This window comes from Shewanella mangrovisoli (assembly GCF_019457635.1).
GTDB classification, from domain to species: Bacteria; Pseudomonadota; Gammaproteobacteria; order Enterobacterales; family Shewanellaceae; genus Shewanella; species Shewanella mangrovisoli.
Genome location: NZ_CP080412.1, coordinates 2383212 through 2397717, shown reverse-complemented (window position 1 = coordinate 2397717; position 14506 = coordinate 2383212). Strand labels below are relative to the sequence as shown.

General features: G+C 48.4%; 13 protein-coding genes. 1 reads left to right on the top strand and 12 read right to left on the bottom strand.

Translation table 11 applies throughout. From position 1 onward, the window contains the following. Positions 1-105 precede the first annotated feature (105 nt). The 10 genes from K0H60_RS10495 to K0H60_RS10450 form a co-directional block, all read right to left on the bottom strand. Complete coding sequence (locus tag K0H60_RS10495) at positions 106-696, bottom strand: DUF4303 domain-containing protein (protein ID WP_220055673.1); 591 nt, start codon at positions 694-696, stop codon at positions 106-108. Between the two features lie 322 nt (positions 697-1018). Next, positions 1019-2020 (bottom strand): family 43 glycosylhydrolase, encoded by a 1002-nt coding sequence (locus K0H60_RS10490; protein ID WP_220055672.1) that lies wholly within the window; start codon positions 2018-2020, stop codon positions 1019-1021. 67 nt (positions 2021-2087) lie between these two features. Continuing rightward, positions 2088-3221, bottom strand: a complete 1134-nt coding sequence (locus K0H60_RS10485; RefSeq protein ID WP_220055671.1) for a glycoside hydrolase family 43 protein — start codon at positions 3219-3221, stop codon at positions 2088-2090. Further along, positions 3196-4158, bottom strand: a complete 963-nt coding sequence (gene yjfF / locus K0H60_RS10480; protein ID WP_220055670.1) for a galactofuranose ABC transporter, permease protein YjfF — start codon at positions 4156-4158, stop codon at positions 3196-3198. Before yjfF ends, K0H60_RS10485 begins: the two co-directional genes overlap by 26 nt. Further along, complete coding sequence (locus K0H60_RS10475) at positions 4155-5372, bottom strand: ABC transporter permease (RefSeq protein ID WP_220055669.1); 1218 nt, start codon at positions 5370-5372, stop codon at positions 4155-4157. Before K0H60_RS10475 ends, yjfF begins: the two co-directional genes overlap by 4 nt. Then, positions 5373-6872, bottom strand: a complete 1500-nt coding sequence (locus K0H60_RS10470; protein ID WP_220055668.1) for a sugar ABC transporter ATP-binding protein — start codon at positions 6870-6872, stop codon at positions 5373-5375. A gap of 31 nt (positions 6873-6903) precedes the next feature. After that, positions 6904-7845, bottom strand: a complete 942-nt coding sequence (locus K0H60_RS10465) for an ABC transporter substrate-binding protein (RefSeq protein WP_220055667.1) — start codon at positions 7843-7845, stop codon at positions 6904-6906. Positions 7846-7943: 98 nt separating this feature from the next. After that, the gene (locus K0H60_RS10460) at positions 7944-8999 is read right to left on the bottom strand and encodes an aldose epimerase family protein (protein ID WP_220055666.1); all 1056 of its coding nucleotides are present in this window, start codon (positions 8997-8999) and stop codon (positions 7944-7946) included. 79 nt (positions 9000-9078) lie between these two features. Further along, positions 9079-9849 carry an SDR family NAD(P)-dependent oxidoreductase gene (locus K0H60_RS10455; RefSeq protein ID WP_109286045.1) on the bottom strand — a complete coding sequence of 257 codons (771 nt, stop codon included), beginning with the start codon at positions 9847-9849 and terminating at the stop codon, positions 9079-9081. A 60-nt stretch (positions 9850-9909) separates the two neighbouring features. Continuing rightward, positions 9910-11643 carry an IlvD/Edd family dehydratase gene (locus K0H60_RS10450; RefSeq protein WP_220055665.1) on the bottom strand — a complete coding sequence of 578 codons (1734 nt, stop codon included), beginning with the start codon at positions 11641-11643 and terminating at the stop codon, positions 9910-9912. 176 nt (positions 11644-11819) lie between these two features. Here K0H60_RS10450 and K0H60_RS10445 point away from each other — a divergent pair, with 176 nt between their 5' ends. Continuing rightward, on the top strand, positions 11820-12767 hold the full coding sequence (locus K0H60_RS10445; RefSeq protein WP_220055664.1) for a glycoside hydrolase family 43 protein: 948 nt from the start codon (positions 11820-11822) through the stop codon (positions 12765-12767). A gap of 118 nt (positions 12768-12885) precedes the next feature. On the opposite strand, the gene K0H60_RS10440 is transcribed toward K0H60_RS10445, so the two are convergent. Together K0H60_RS10440 and K0H60_RS10435 are read right to left on the bottom strand one after the other, a co-directional pair. Further along, positions 12886-13602: a FadR/GntR family transcriptional regulator gene (locus tag K0H60_RS10440; RefSeq protein ID WP_220055663.1), complete on the bottom strand. Its 717-nt coding sequence runs from the start codon at positions 13600-13602 to the stop codon at positions 12886-12888. 235 nt (positions 13603-13837) lie between these two features. After that, positions 13838-14446 (bottom strand): HAD family hydrolase, encoded by a 609-nt coding sequence (locus K0H60_RS10435; RefSeq protein ID WP_220055662.1) that lies wholly within the window; start codon positions 14444-14446, stop codon positions 13838-13840. Positions 14447-14506: the final 60 nt, after the last annotated feature.

Sequence of the window (14506 nt, the reverse complement as noted above, 5' to 3'; positions counted from 1 at the left end):
ACTAGCCGTCAATATATCAGTCACCATTTCAGTCAATATTGAGTGGGATGTTGTTGGTAATAGACGAAATAAGTCAATTGAGTTGAAAATTTTTGTAGGCAATATCTATCGCCATTGCTGATAAAACTGTGCGACCTTATCTTCATCGTTGCAACTTCGAACAAAATATTCGATATCTTCATCGCTTTGATCGCCAAACCAGACGGTGAACAATATTGCCTGCGGGTTTAGCCCGCGCATGGCTTTAACCTCATTGAGCGCCCTGACTAATATGGCGTACAAGGCTTTAAGGTAAGCATCGAATGCCGCTTCGGATTCGAGCGCCTCAGCGTCTTCGTGCAGCAATTGCAGTTTGTCGTTAATCGCCTCAAAAATATCTTCATTTTCATCGTGATGTGGAGAGTCGCAGGCTGACCAGCGCAGCGTTTGCTTAAGTTGTGTGAGGGATTTATGCCGAAAACTTTTATCGTTTTGATATTTCTGTGCGACGGCCGTCAGGCCTTCCTCGGTGAAAAGGGTGACACCTAAATATTCCACTAAGGGCGAGCTGTATAGGCAAAAACCGTAAACAGTTTCCGCTGGATATTCTGACAGCCACCAATCGTAATATTCCGCAAGCGCCAGAGTGAGTTCCTGAGCAAGCTCTTCCATTCTTGCTTCAATATTCGCACTCAGCCTCTCCTTGTTTATCGCCATATTCCTACTCCTCGATCTTGGCAAAATCATCATCACTGACATTCACTTTCACACGCTGGCAGTACTTCTGCTCTCCATGTGAATGCTCGGGCGGCAATATAGCATCATTAGGCTCAAAGGTTGAATCAGTTAAGTGATTGAAATAGCTACCGGAATAGCTTGTTGTGCGTGCGAGCCTAAACAATAGCGCTTTACCTAAGCAATAACGCTTCAATCGGGCATAAAAAAGCGGGGCTGCTAAAGAATGCCCCGCGATGATCGATATTTCACTGCGACGGCCGTTAGGCCTTCCTCTGTAGAATCATTTGTGGCGGTAAATGAATTAGTAGAGGTTAAACAAGGGTCGCCCGCTCTCATCAAATGACACCGCTAACGTTCGCGCATGGCGATTGGGATCATAGAGTGGATCTTTAATAATTTGCGCTAATGGACGGGTATCTGTCTTTGGCACCACGCTAGGATCGCCCACCGCATGTTCATAATCACGGGCATGGTAAACACAGATGGGCGTTACGCCATCTTCTGCCACGGTGAAACTGTTATGGCCTGGGCCGAAGATTTGCTTGTCGACATCAGTGCACAGCACTGGCTGGCGGGTTTTCTTCCAAGAGTTACGATCGAGCAGATCAGCATGCTCATCGGCCTCCATATAACCCATGCAATAACAAGCACCTGTCGCACTGGCCGAGAAAGTAATGAAGATTTTACCCTGGTGTTTTAGCACTGCAGGCCCTTCGTTAACCCAAAAATCGACGCGCTCCCAATCGTAATCTGGGGTGGTGAGCATAAATTGCGCCGTCTTTAACTTGATGGGCGATGCCATTTCCGCAAGATACAGGTTGGATGCCGCAAATTGTCCACCGGTTTTCTCCGCCCAGCAGAAGTAACGCTTACCGTTGTTTTCGAAAATGGTCGCATCTAAGGAAAAGTCGATAAATGACTTATTATCACCATCGGCCGCCTGCATCATACCAAGTTCAATCCATTCATCATTCAAGGGATCTTGCCCTTGGCACTCAAGCACATAGGGGCGCAGGGCCCAAATATTTTCCTCTTCGCTGGCCGCAAAGTAGATGTACCATTTGCCGTCGAGATAATGGATCTCGGGCGCCCATACGTGGCGGCTCATCGGGCCGCTTGGGTGTTTAAACCAGATGTCGAAGGTTTGGGCGTCTTTCAAGCCATCTAAGGTCTTGGATTTACGCAGTTCGATCCGATCGTAGGTCGGAACAGAGCCCGTAAAGTAGTAATAACCGTCGCTATGTCGGTACACAAAGGGATCGGCGCGTTGCTCGACTAGGGGGCTGTTTGTTGCTCTTATCATGGAAAACCTGTCTATTTCGATTACTTAAGTGTGCTATTTTTCGTGTCTATTAAACGCATTTCGCTTGTTAGCGGGCTTGCGTGTCTTGCCGATGCAGGGTTTGGCTATCGCTCTGCTGATTATCAAATACGGGAAAACCGTCCGCCGACCAGCGAATGGCACGGTAGTAAGTGTGTCTATTACCGTCGGTCAATGGTGTCCCCTGCAGCTCAAGGTAATTACGTGCATGGTAAAACATCAGCTCGGTTTTACCATCCTCTGCCAGCACAAAACTATTATGGCCAGGACCAAAACGATTCAAGCTCGGCTCAGTGGTAAAGACTGGGCTTGCCGATTTATGCCAACTCTTGGGATCGAGTAAATCGGCATTTTCATCGGCCCATAACAGCCCCATGGCATAACGGTCATCCGTGGCGCTGGCAGAATAGGTTACAAAGACTTTACCGTTTTTAACCAACACAGCGGCGCCTTCGTTGACTTTAAAGCCTAAACGTTCCCAATCCAATAAGGGCTCGCTGATAATGGTTTCGTTATCAGAGAGTTGAGTTGGCGATAGCATTTTGGCAATCACTAAGCCGGTGTTGTAACGCTTGGCTTTGTCCTGCTGCGCCCAAATAAAATAACGCTCGCCCTTGAGGCTAAAGCTGGTCGCATCGAGGGAGAAAGCATCCTGCGCCGATTGTAACTTGCCAAGTTCTTGCCATTGGCCCGTCATCGGCGAGTCGCCCTCGAGTCCTAAGACAAACATGCGGTTATGAAAACGCACATCCTTATTGCTGGCCGCAAAATAGATATACCAGCGACCATCGATTTTGTGCAGCTCAGGTGCCCAAATATCGATACTCATGGGGCCGGTTTCATGCTTGTGCCATAGGGTTTTGGGCGTTGCTTGGCGTAAACCGTCGATAGTTTTCGCGTGGCGAAGTTCGATGCGGTCAAACTCTGGCACTGAGGCAATAAAGTAGTAACTGCCGTCATCGTCACGAATAATCCAAGGATCCGCCCTTCTCTCAATAAAGGGCGAATTCGCATCGAGGGTGTGCGCTGGGGCGCTGTGGGGTTGTGCGCGGCTAATTTCGAGCACAGGCACGGCTTGCGCTAATGGCAGCGCCAATGCGGCGAGTAAGCCAGAGACCAAAGGAAAGCGCCTAAAGACAGATACGTTAGATTGACGATTATCCATGTTGTGCTTTGCGTCCATTTAAGAGTTTCTGTAACAGGATGAAGAAGAACAGTAACAGGCCAATGACTATCTTGGTCCACCAACTGCTTAAGCTACCATCGAAGGTGATATAGGTTTGGATCACCCCCATCAAAATCACCCCAAGCACAGTGCCGAGCACAAAACCACTGCCGCCAGTTAACAAGGTGCCGCCAATGACCACGGCCGCAATGGCATCCAGTTCGACGCCAATGGCGCCAAGTGCATAGCCAGAGAAGGTGTAAAAGGTAAAGACAATGCCCGCCAGTGTCGCCAGAAAGCTGCTGATGGCGTAAATACTGATGGTGGTTTTCGCGATGGAAATCCCCATTAGTTCGGCGGAATGTTGATTGCCACCAATGGCATACACATTCGTACCAAAACGGGTGTAATGCATAACCACGGCGATAATCACAAAAAACAGGATAAAGATCAGCGAGCTTAAATCGAGCGCGCCATTGCCTGGTAGTGCAATGCTCATTTCGGCCACCGCATCGTAAAATGGATGGTCAATGGCAATCGACTCTTCGCTGAGCGTCGTCGCTAAGCCCCGCGCTAGGAACATGCCCGCAAGCGTCACGATAAAAGGCTGCAATTTATACACATGGATAATAGTGCCCATGAGTGCGCCAAACAGAGTGCCTAGGGGTAAGATAACCGCAAAGGCCAACAATGGATGCCACTGGTACTCGGTGATCAATAAACTGGTGACGACCCCGCTTAAGGCGATGACGGCGCCAACCGAAAGATCTATCCCCCCAGAGATAATCACTAAGGTCATGCCTAATGCGGTGATCAATAGGAATGCATTGTCACGCAACAGGTTGGTGACTACTCGGCCACTGGCAAAACCGTCAAACTGAAAGGTGCCAACCAGAAACATGGTCAGCAGCAATGAGGCGGTGATCCACAGCGGGATAAAACGTCTTGCTATCATAGTTTTTCTCCTGTTGCTGTACTGGCTTTTGCACTTGTGCCCTTTTCTGCTGGTTTGGCATCCGTTTGGCGCTTGGATGTGAACAGCGCCGACAATTGGCGCCTAAATTTAGCCGATTGCAACAGCAGCACGGTCAGGATAACGATGGCCTTGATCAGCAAGTTAAACTTAGCGGGTAAACCACTGACAATAATCGTGGTCGCTAAGGTCTGGATGATCAGCGCGCCGACGACCGACAGAATTAACGAGAAACGCCCGCCCGTGAGCGCAGCGCCGCCAATGACTACTGCGAGCACGGCATCCAGCTCAAGCCAAAGCCCAGCGTTATTCGCATCTGAACCTTGGATATCGGCGGTGCTGATCATGCCAGCCAACGCCGCGCACAAACCCGCAATGCCATAGGCGAACAGTTTGATGGATTTATCGTTGATCCCAAGGTAACGACTCGCCTTGGCATTACAGCCAACCGCTTCGATAAAAAGCCCTAAAGCGGTTTTACGCAGCAGTAATTGGCTGAAGGTTAGCATCCCAATCACAATCCACACTGGCATCGGCAGGCCTAAAAACTGACCCACCCCAATGGCGGCAAAGCCTGGGTGCTGAAAGGTGATAATTTGTCCTTGGTTGATAAGCTGAGCGACACCGCGCCCTGCCACCATGAGCAGCAAGGTCGCGACAATTGGTTGAATACCTAAGAAGCTCACCAGACCGCCATTAATACAGCCGGCTAAGAGCCCGACGATAAGGCCTGCTGCGATAACGGTGACTAAGCTGATATCCGGCACTAACAGTAGATTCGCGCAAACCGCGCCCGCAATCGCCATCACAGCACCAACCGACAGGTCAATTCCGCCAGTGGCAATCACGAGACTCATACCAATGGAGAGCAGCGCCACGGGTGCACTGCGATTTAGGATATCAATCAAGGAGCCATAGAGCCTGTCGTCTTGATAGCTGATATTGAAGAAATTGCTGTCAATAAACAGATTGGCCAGTAACAGAATACTTAAGGCCAATAGTGGCCAGAGGTATCGACCTATGGAGGTCGACTTACCCGCTTGGTAACGGGCGTTTTTTTCTTGAACCATGGTCTTGTGGCTTTCCTGCATCCGCGGTTGCCGCTCAGATGAGTGCGCCTCAGATTCGTTCATCTGGGGGGATATCAACTCGGCGGACATGCGTGTGGATGATAGGGTTTCGGCTGAGCTTTTCATTTATCCCTCCGCAATCGCTTGCATTACGTGTTGCGAGGTTAATTCCGCTCCTGAAAGTTCACGTACTGCATATCTGTCGCGTAATACCACGACTTTATTTGAAAAGGCCACGAGCTCATCGAGCTCAGACGATGCAACCAGTAGCGACATGCCTTCATCACACAGGGTTCTGATAAGCTTGACGATTTCGGCGTGGGCACCAATATCGATGCCGCGGGTTGGCTCATCCAGCACGAGCAGGATGGGTTCGATGGCTAACCAACGCGCGAGAATTACCTTCTGCTGATTACCGCCACTCAATTGCTCTATGGGTTTATCCGCATCTGGGGTCGCAATCTGTAATTTATCGATAAAGAACTGGGCAATTTCCTGCTGCCGCGTGTTGGATAAATACCGCCACCACCCGATACGCGCCTGCAACGCGAGTATGATGTTTTCACGAATCGATAGAGGGCCGATGATGCCGTCAATCTTGCGATCTTCGGGGCACAGGGCGATCCCGGCGCTGATCGCATCCACGGGTTGTGACAGATTCAGTTTCTGCCCAGCCAAATGGATACTGCCGCTATCGACTAAGTCCAGCCCAAACACGGCGTTGCAGACTTCGCTGCGCCCCGAACCTAGCAGTCCCGCAAGCCCAACCGCCTGCCCCTTTGGCACGGTGAGATTCATCGATTGGATTGAACCTTTCACCGACACATCTTCGAGGGACAAGAGCACGGCCTCAGCGCGGGTGATGGTGCGCTCCTTTTCCTGTTTATCGACCAATTGCTCCTGCAGATACCGGCCGAGCATGGCTTCAATCAACTTAGGTTGTGGCAGTTCTGCCGTCAGATATTCGCCGATAAACTGCCCGTTACGTAACACGGTAATGCGATCGCTTATCTGATAAACCTGATCGAGGAAGTGAGTGATAAACACGATAGCCACGCCCTTGGCTTTGAGCTGGTTTAAGATCCCAAACAGCACTTGCACTTCTTTGGCATCTAAGCTCGCGGTAGGCTCATCGAGCACTAATACCTTGGCCGACATGGCAACACCGCGGGCGATGGCGATCAGTTGCTGCACCGCGATGGAATAATCCGACAGCGGCGCGCTAACATCGATATCCAACTTGAACTGGGTTAACACGGCCCGCGCGTCGGCATACATTTTTTTAAAATGGATCAGCCCAAGGCGGCGCGGTTCGTAACCGAGGAACAGGTTTTGGGCCACGGTCAGGTTAGGTACTAAGTTCACCTCCTGATAAACCGTGCTGATCCCCGCCTTTTGCGCATCCATCGGCGTGTTGAAGTGTTGCGGCTCGCCTAGAAAGAGGATGTCGCCCATGTCTTTCGACTGGGCGCCTGTCATCACTTTCACCAGCGTCGATTTACCCGCACCGTTTTCGCCCAATAGGGCGTGAACTTCCCCTGCAAATAACCGTAAGCTCACATCCTCAAGGGCTTTGACGCCCGGATAATGCTTACTGATCTGCTTGAGTTCTAAAATAAGGCTCATAGCGCTATTCCCCAAGAAAGCGTCAATGGGATTATTGCTGGCGGCGCTTTTCGTACTCTGCGGCAGCGGTTTCTTGGGTAAATACATCACCCGTGGTGCTGATAAGCTTGGCTTGATCCTTATTGCCCTTCAGGTACGCATCGATAGCATCAAACGCTGGGCCGCCTAAGTATGGGCTCAGCTCAACCGTGGCATTGACATCGCCATCGGCCATCGCCTTAAAGTAATCGGGAACGCCGTCCACGGAGACAATCAGAATATCTGTGCCCGGTTTTAAACCCGCTTCTTTAATGGCTTGTACAGCGCCAAGGGCCATTTCATCGTTATGCGACCACACGGCGCACAGTGGCTGACCGTTTTGTGCCTTGAGGAAACCTTCCATCACTTCTTTACCCTTAGCACGGGTAAATTCGCCTGTTTGGCTACGAACAATCTTGGCATTGGGATAATTGGCTATCACTTGGTTAAAACCGGCGGCGCGATCAATCGCTGCGGTTGCACCTACCGTGCCCTGTAACTCGGCGATATCGCAGTTGCCTTGGGTTTTATCCATTAGCCATTGGCCAATCTTGCGGCCTTCTTCGCTAAAGTCGGAGGCGATACGGGTAAGGAATAAGGAGTCATCATCGACCTTGATATTACGGTCGACAATCACGACTGGGATTTTGGCGCGCTTGGCTTCTTTCAGTACGGGTTTCCAGCCTGTTTCTACCACGGGCGCGATAATAATGGCATCCACGCCTTGGGCGATAAAGCTACGCACGGCTTTGATTTGGTTCTCTTGTTTTTGCTGAGCGTCGGCAAATTTTAAATCGATGCCACGCTGTTTAGCTTCGGCCTTGACCGCTTCGCTAAAGCTGGTGCGCCAACCACTCTCGGAGCCAACCTGTGAAAAGCCCACCGTGGTGGCGTAGGCACAAGTTGCACTGACAGCCCATAATCCCAATGCGGTAATGATTTTATTATGTTTCATTATTATTCCCTTTATAATTTTAGGTAACAGAGATCCCCTAGCCTGCTGTTAACAGCAGGCTAACTCGTACAAATAAATGTTATTTCGCCTTGATTGAATTAAATATTCTTAAACTTATGTACCGTAATTTGTTGATATTGAGTATTTGCCTCAAGCATGACACTCGGGAAATGGTCAATGTTTACCGAGTTCGGATAACCGTGGGTTTCTAAACACAGGCCATGGAATTGATTAATGCTATAACCTTCATCATCAATATGGATGCCATCGAGAAAGTTGCCGCTGTAAAATTGCACGCCGACTTCTGTGGTACTAATTTCGAGTTCTCGGCCTGAAAGCGGATCTTTTAACACCGCAATAGTCTGCAAACTGTTTTTATTGTCTGGGTTTCTATCCATCACAAAATAATGATCATAACCATTGGTTAATTGCTTAATATCCGTGGCAATTAGCTTCGGTTGTTTGAAATCGTATGCGCCATCGTCGACTAAGATTAATTCGCCCGTTGGGATCTGTTCATTATCGAGCGCCAGGAAATGACTGGCTTGAATGGAGAGTTCGTGCCCTAAAATGCCTTGCTGTTTGTTGGAGGCAAGATTCCAGTAAGCATGATTGGTTAAACAGACAGGGGTGGTTTGATCGCAAACGGCGTGATAACTCAGGGTTAATTCATTGTTTTCATTGAGGCGGTATTCTAGCTTAATGGCAAGATTACCCGGAAATCCTTGATCGCCATCGGGGCTGATAATGCTGAAAACAGCTGCCACACTGTCACTGTCCTGCAGCGTCTCAACCTGCCAAGTGCAATGGCTTAATCCTTTAGGTCCGCCGTGAAGTTGATTATTGCCTTCATTGGCGACTAATTGAATTGTTTTACCTGCTAAGGAGAATTGTGCTTTACCAATGCGATTGGCGACACGGCCGGCGGTAATACCAAAATAATACGGATTAGTTGCCCAATCTTTAATATCTTGATAGCCAAGACTTAATGAAATAGGTTCTTGCGCTCGGCCATAAAGTTTGACTGACCAAATACTGGCGCCGTAATTTGACAGAACTACTTCAAGCCCGTGGCTATTGGTGAGCGTGACTAATTGTAATTCATCCGCAAATGCGGCGTGTTGTAGGCTTTTTTGAGTAACAGAGAGTTGCATGGTGAGTGCTTTACCTTTTATTTAAAATAAACTCAGCACTCACCTCATTATTCAATGAACTGAAATTTTATTGTGATATTTAAATCCAACCACCATCGACAATAAAATTTTGTGCGGTGCAGAGTTTGCTATCATCTGCTGCTAAAAATAACGCCATAGCAGCAATATCTTCGGGCATCACATATTCTTTAATACATTGGTTATTTTCGATATGTTTTGCCGTATCTTTATCTACCCAGTGTGTAAGTTGACGTTTTGTCATCACCCAACCCGGCGTTAAGGTATTAATCCGAATTTTATCTTTGCCTAAATCGGCAGCTAATCCACGGGTTAAGCCCATGGCGCCGGCCTTAGATGCGGTGTACCCTGCCATGCCTGCCTGCCGATTGTGCCAACTCATTGAACCTAAGTTGATCACTGAGCCTCCACCGAGGCGCTGCATTTGCGGCCTGACCGCTTGTACGGCGAAAAAGTAATGCCGCAAATTGGTGTTTAAGCATTGGTCCCAATATTCTGGGGTCACTTCGTCGATACTATGGCGTTGATCGCACGCGGCATTGTTAATCAATACCGAGATTGGACCTAAATCGTCCTCAACCTGAGCAATCACACGCTTGAGGGCGGCGATATCGACAAGATCGCAGTGATAAAATTTTACGCTGGCCTCTGGTTGAGTCTGCTTAAGATCTGCGACGAGTTGAGTCGACTCCTCAACTAAAATATCGACAAATGCCACCTTAGCGCCCTGCTCTAAAAAAGCGTTAACCAAGCAAGCTCCAATACCCGTTGCGCCACCACTGATAAAAATGGTTTTCCCTTGTAAACTCGGGTATTGATTAGTCAACTTCATAACTCAACCTTTTATTAAAATAATTATCTGGTTTTATTATAAAAGAAAACGAGTTCATATTTAATGGGAATGTGCTGGTATCTCTGCACCTCGGCATCCCACGAGAAAATCAAAATCACAGCCCTCATCCGCCTGGAGTACATGCTCCTTAAAGAGCGAGAGATAGCCACCATTCACAGGAATGGATTTCACCGTCGCCAGTTTGGCAAGACGAGCTTGTAACTCTTGGTCACTGATCTCCAGCTGTAACGTCCCGGCATAGGTATCTAGCGCTATCATGTCACCATTTTGGACGGCGGCTAGAGGCCCAAGGGCTTGTGCTTCTGGGGCAACGTGCAGCACAACTGTGCCAAAGGCGGTGCCACTCATGCGTGCATCAGAAATCCTCACCATGTCCTTAATTCCTTTTTTTAACAACTTCGGTGGCAGTCCCATATTGCCGACCTCAGCCATGCCCGGATATCCCTTCGGGCCACAGTTTTTAAGCACCATAATACTGTTTTCATCGATATCCAATTCAGGATCGCCGATGCGAGCGTTGTAATCGTCGAAGCTTTCAAACACCACGGCTTTACCGCGGTGCTGCATCAGGTGCGCGCTGGCGGCTGAAGTTTTGATCACTGCACCTCGGGGCGCGAGATTGCCGCGCAGTACGCGAATGCCGCCATTTTCGACCAAAGGTTTTTCAAGTGACATGATCACCTCTTGGTTATAACAAGGCGCCTCTTTGACATTGTCCCAGAGGCTAGCGGCATTGACTGTAAGCGTATTTTTGCTCAGTAAATCATGCTCAAACAGTTGCCTTAATACTGCTGGCAGGCCACCTGCGTAGTAAAAGTCTTCCATTAAGTACTGACCCGAAGGCTTGAGATTCACTATGGTCGGTACTGTGTAACCATGGCGCCAGTCATCGAGTGACAGCTCGACCCCTATCCTGCCAGCAATGGCCTTTAGATGGATAACGGCGTTGGTAGAACCCCCAATGGCGGCATTCACTTTGATGGCATTGATAAAAGCATCACGACTTAAAATTTTACTTAAGGTCAAATCCTCTTTGACCATGTCCACAATTCGCATTCCCGACATATGCGCCAATACTTGGCGGCGGGAATCCACCGCAGGAATGGCGGCATTGTGTGGCAAACTCACCCCAAGGGTTTCCACCATACAGGCCATGGTCGATGCCGTGCCCATAGTGTTACAGGTGCCCGTCGAGCGTGACATATCCGCTTCGGCATTCATAAATGCGGAGAGACTGATGTTGCCCGCTTTATATTCTTGATGCAGTTCCCATACGAGTGTGCCCGAACCAACATCCTTGCCCTTATGCTTACCATTGAGCATGGGACCACCGGTAACAACGATTGTCGGTAAATCACAACTAGCCGCGCCCATTAATAAAGCCGGAGTCGTTTTATCGCAGCCCACTAACAGCACAACACCGTCGATGGGGTTGCCTCGAATGGCTTCTTCCGTGTCCATGGCCGCAAGGTTACGGGTGAGCATGGCACTCGGACGCAAGTTGGACTCGCCATTCGAAAACACTGGAAACTCCACTGGAATGCCACCCGCTTCCCGAATGCCATTCTTTACCCTTTGCGCCAATTCCCGTAGATGACCATTACAGGGCGTCAATTCTGACCAGGTATTGCAAATACCAATCACAGGCTTATTTTGAAAGTGATGCTCAGGTATGCCTTGGTTTTTCATCCAACTACGATACATAAAGCCATTTTTGTCATCACTACCAAACCAACTAGCCGAACGAAGTGTTTTCGGTTTTTTATTATTCATATGACACCTTCGTCTTCCAAGGCACATGCCCTGCCCGAACTATTGAGTAACACTCAACATAAAACAAACGGACGAACCTAATGCCCTGAGTTAACAATTTGTACTTTAATATTGCTAGCACGTAAAAGTATTGGTATTACTATAATACCAAAATATCAAAAAACAATAGAGGAAGTATGAAAAAGGCATTTTTGAGTGTGTGTTTGGCATTGAGTACGAGTGTCAGCACTGCAGCGATTGCTGCTAACCCTCTGTTTACGGATGTATTTACCGCCGATCCAGCCGCCATAGTGCACCAAGATACTGTCTATCTTTATACTGGCCATGACGTTGCAAAGGACAATCGCACCTTCTTCGAAATGCATGATTGGCTCGTTTTTAGCTCTAAGGATATGCACAATTGGACGGCCCATGGCAGCAAGTTATCGGTGAAAGATTTCAGCTGGGCTAAAGGAGATGCATGGGCTAGCCATGTGATCGAAAAAGAAGGTAAGTTTTACTGGTATGTAACGGCAAGACACAACAAAATCAATGGCTTTGCCATTGGTGTCGCGGTTGCTGACAGTCCACTTGGCCCCTTCAAGGATGCCCGCGGCAGCGCCCTTATCACCAATGACATGACCACAGATACAGAGATTGATTGGGATGATATCGATCCTGCGGTCTTTATCGATGATGACAAGCAAGCTTATATTTTCTGGGGTAACACTAAACCGCGATATGCAAAACTTAAAGACAATATGATTGAACTTGATGGCCCAATTCATGCCATTGATGTGCCTAACTTTACCGAAGCGCTTTGGGTACATAAAAAAGATAAAACCTATTATCTTTCATATGCTTCAGGCTTCCCTGAAAAAATTGCCTATGCCACCAGTGATAGCATTCTTGGCCCGTGGAAGTACCAAGGCATCTTAAATGAAGTGGCCGGCAACTCACCGACAAACCATCAAGCGATTATTGAATTTAAAGGTAAATCCTACTTTATCTACCATACCGGCGCATCGCAGGATGGCGGCGGTGAGTTTAGACGTTCAGTTGCCATTGACCCGCTGCATTACAATGCCGATGGCACCCTACAACGCATTCATATGACGAGCGAAGGTATCAGCGAGCCGCAGTAACCCTATCCATTTGCTTGCTCCAAAATAAAAGAATAAAAAAGGTGAACCTAAGTTCACCTTTTTTATGGATAGAGTGGCGTCAAAGATATGTAACTCGTTAATTATGCTCTATATTTTGTTATTTACGCTCGATATTTTTATGTACAGTATCTTGAGATGTCGAGAGTAATTTATTCATCTCGGCTTTCGCGCCTTCACTGTCCCCTGCTGCAATCGCAGTATAAATGGCCTTGTGGCCTGGGAGTGATTGGATAAAGTCATCCTGAATTGTGCTACTGAGTCTGAAGATTTCGAGCAGCGCAGATTGAATTGACACGCCGAGGGATACCATAAACTCGTTATTGGTCGCATCTAAAATCGCCATGTGGAAATCGATATCCGAGGTATAGACTTCATCCGTACCTAATTCGGCCGCTTCCATCTTTGCATAGGCTGCCGCAATCACCTCAAGCTGCTCAGGGGTGCGTTTTTTCGCGGCCAGTTCCGCCGATGCGGGTTCAAACACTTCACGGATTTCATAGAGAGAAGTGTAAAACTCGGGTGAAGGCTTAGATTGGGAAAACCAGTCTAAGATCACCGGATCAAACATATTCCAGTGGCGACGCTCACGAATACGGGTGCCCAGCTTAGGGCGAGATTCAATAAGCCCCTTTGCCGTGAGTACCTTAAAGGCTTCCCTTAAGGAGGTGCGTGACACTTCCAGCTCTTCACAGATAGCATTTTCATTAGGGATATATTCACCTGGCGTATAAAAGCCGCCCACAATGCGAGAACCTAATTCGCTTGCCACCCAGTTATGGATATTCTGCGGACGGTTATTTGCCTGATTTGCCATAGTGCCCTCTTTAACTCTCTATCTCTGTGCTCAATCCAATCGGCTGGATAAGGTGCCTAACGCTAATAAACAAATGTTATGATACTACCTTTCCTAATAAAGGTAATAAAAATTTTGTTAACGCTAAGAATTTATGGGAATTTCCTCAAACATACTGTCCCTACCTTACCCCAAACTTTTACATTGTAAAGCCTAATTTTGCGTTTTGACCAGTGATTGGACAATCTCGCAAGGGCTACTGAGTGCTTAGGAAATAGTCATTTTCAATCTGTAATTCGGCATGCACATCGACCACAAACATCCCCGCAGCTTCGGCGGCTTGGATGCCCGTCTTTGCATCTTCAAATACGATACAGCGCTCAGGCGCGATGCCCATCAGTTCGGCGCAGCGTAAAAAGGTATCTGGCGCGGGTTTGGGTGACGCGACCTGATCGGCACCCACCACATAATCGACTAATTCCAACAATCCACACAGAGTTAAGATTTGAATTGCTTCCTCTGTGTAGGCGCCTGTGCCGACCACCATTGGGCGTTTGCCCTGATTCTGCTTGGCAAATTCGGCTAATGCCGTCGGTTTCACATATAAATGCATAGTGTCGCGCACTAGGGCTTCTTTATACTCGTTCATGGCCTCACAACTGGCCGTTGGCGTGACGCCAAAATGGGCGATCAGGATCTCTAAGGTGCCAATGGTGGGCACGCCCGCTAACGAGCGCATCAGTGCAGGCTCTACGGGGATCCCAAAGTGATTCAAGGTTTGTCGCCATGCCTGCTCATGCAACTGACCGCTGTCGACTAAGGTGCCATCCATATCGAAGATAATGCCGTCAAATTCTGTATACATCTGTGTTAACCCTATGAAATGAATGGTGCCAGAAAAATGAAAGCCGCCCGAAGGCGGCTT

Excerpts from the sequence above, each read along its gene's own strand:
- yjfF (WP_220055670.1), bottom strand. The coding sequence starts at position 4,158 with ATGATAGCAAGACGTTTTATCCCGCTGTGGATCACCGCCTCATTGCTG.
- K0H60_RS10475 (WP_220055669.1), bottom strand. The coding sequence starts at position 5,372 with ATGAAAAGCTCAGCCGAAACCCTATCATCCACACGCATGTCCGCCGAG.
- K0H60_RS10455 (WP_109286045.1), bottom strand. The coding sequence starts at position 9,849 with ATGAAGTTGACTAATCAATACCCGAGTTTACAAGGGAAAACCATTTTT.
- K0H60_RS10435 (WP_220055662.1), bottom strand. The coding sequence starts at position 14,446 with ATGTATACAGAATTTGACGGCATTATCTTCGATATGGATGGCACCTTA.
- K0H60_RS10465 (WP_220055667.1), bottom strand. The coding sequence starts at position 7,845 with ATGAAACATAATAAAATCATTACCGCATTGGGATTATGGGCTGTCAGT.
- K0H60_RS10440 (WP_220055663.1), bottom strand. The coding sequence starts at position 13,602 with ATGGCAAATCAGGCAAATAACCGTCCGCAGAATATCCATAACTGGGTG.
- K0H60_RS10485 (WP_220055671.1), bottom strand. The coding sequence starts at position 3,221 with ATGGACGCAAAGCACAACATGGATAATCGTCAATCTAACGTATCTGTC.
- K0H60_RS10450 (WP_220055665.1), bottom strand. The coding sequence starts at position 11,643 with ATGAATAATAAAAAACCGAAAACACTTCGTTCGGCTAGTTGGTTTGGT.
- K0H60_RS10460 (WP_220055666.1), bottom strand. The coding sequence starts at position 8,999 with ATGCAACTCTCTGTTACTCAAAAAAGCCTACAACACGCCGCATTTGCG.
- K0H60_RS10445 (WP_220055664.1), top strand. The coding sequence starts at position 11,820 with ATGAAAAAGGCATTTTTGAGTGTGTGTTTGGCATTGAGTACGAGTGTC.
- K0H60_RS10490 (WP_220055672.1), bottom strand. The coding sequence starts at position 2,020 with ATGATAAGAGCAACAAACAGCCCCCTAGTCGAGCAACGCGCCGATCCC.
- K0H60_RS10495 (WP_220055673.1), bottom strand. The coding sequence starts at position 696 with ATGGCGATAAACAAGGAGAGGCTGAGTGCGAATATTGAAGCAAGAATG.
- K0H60_RS10470 (WP_220055668.1), bottom strand. The coding sequence starts at position 6,872 with ATGAGCCTTATTTTAGAACTCAAGCAGATCAGTAAGCATTATCCGGGC.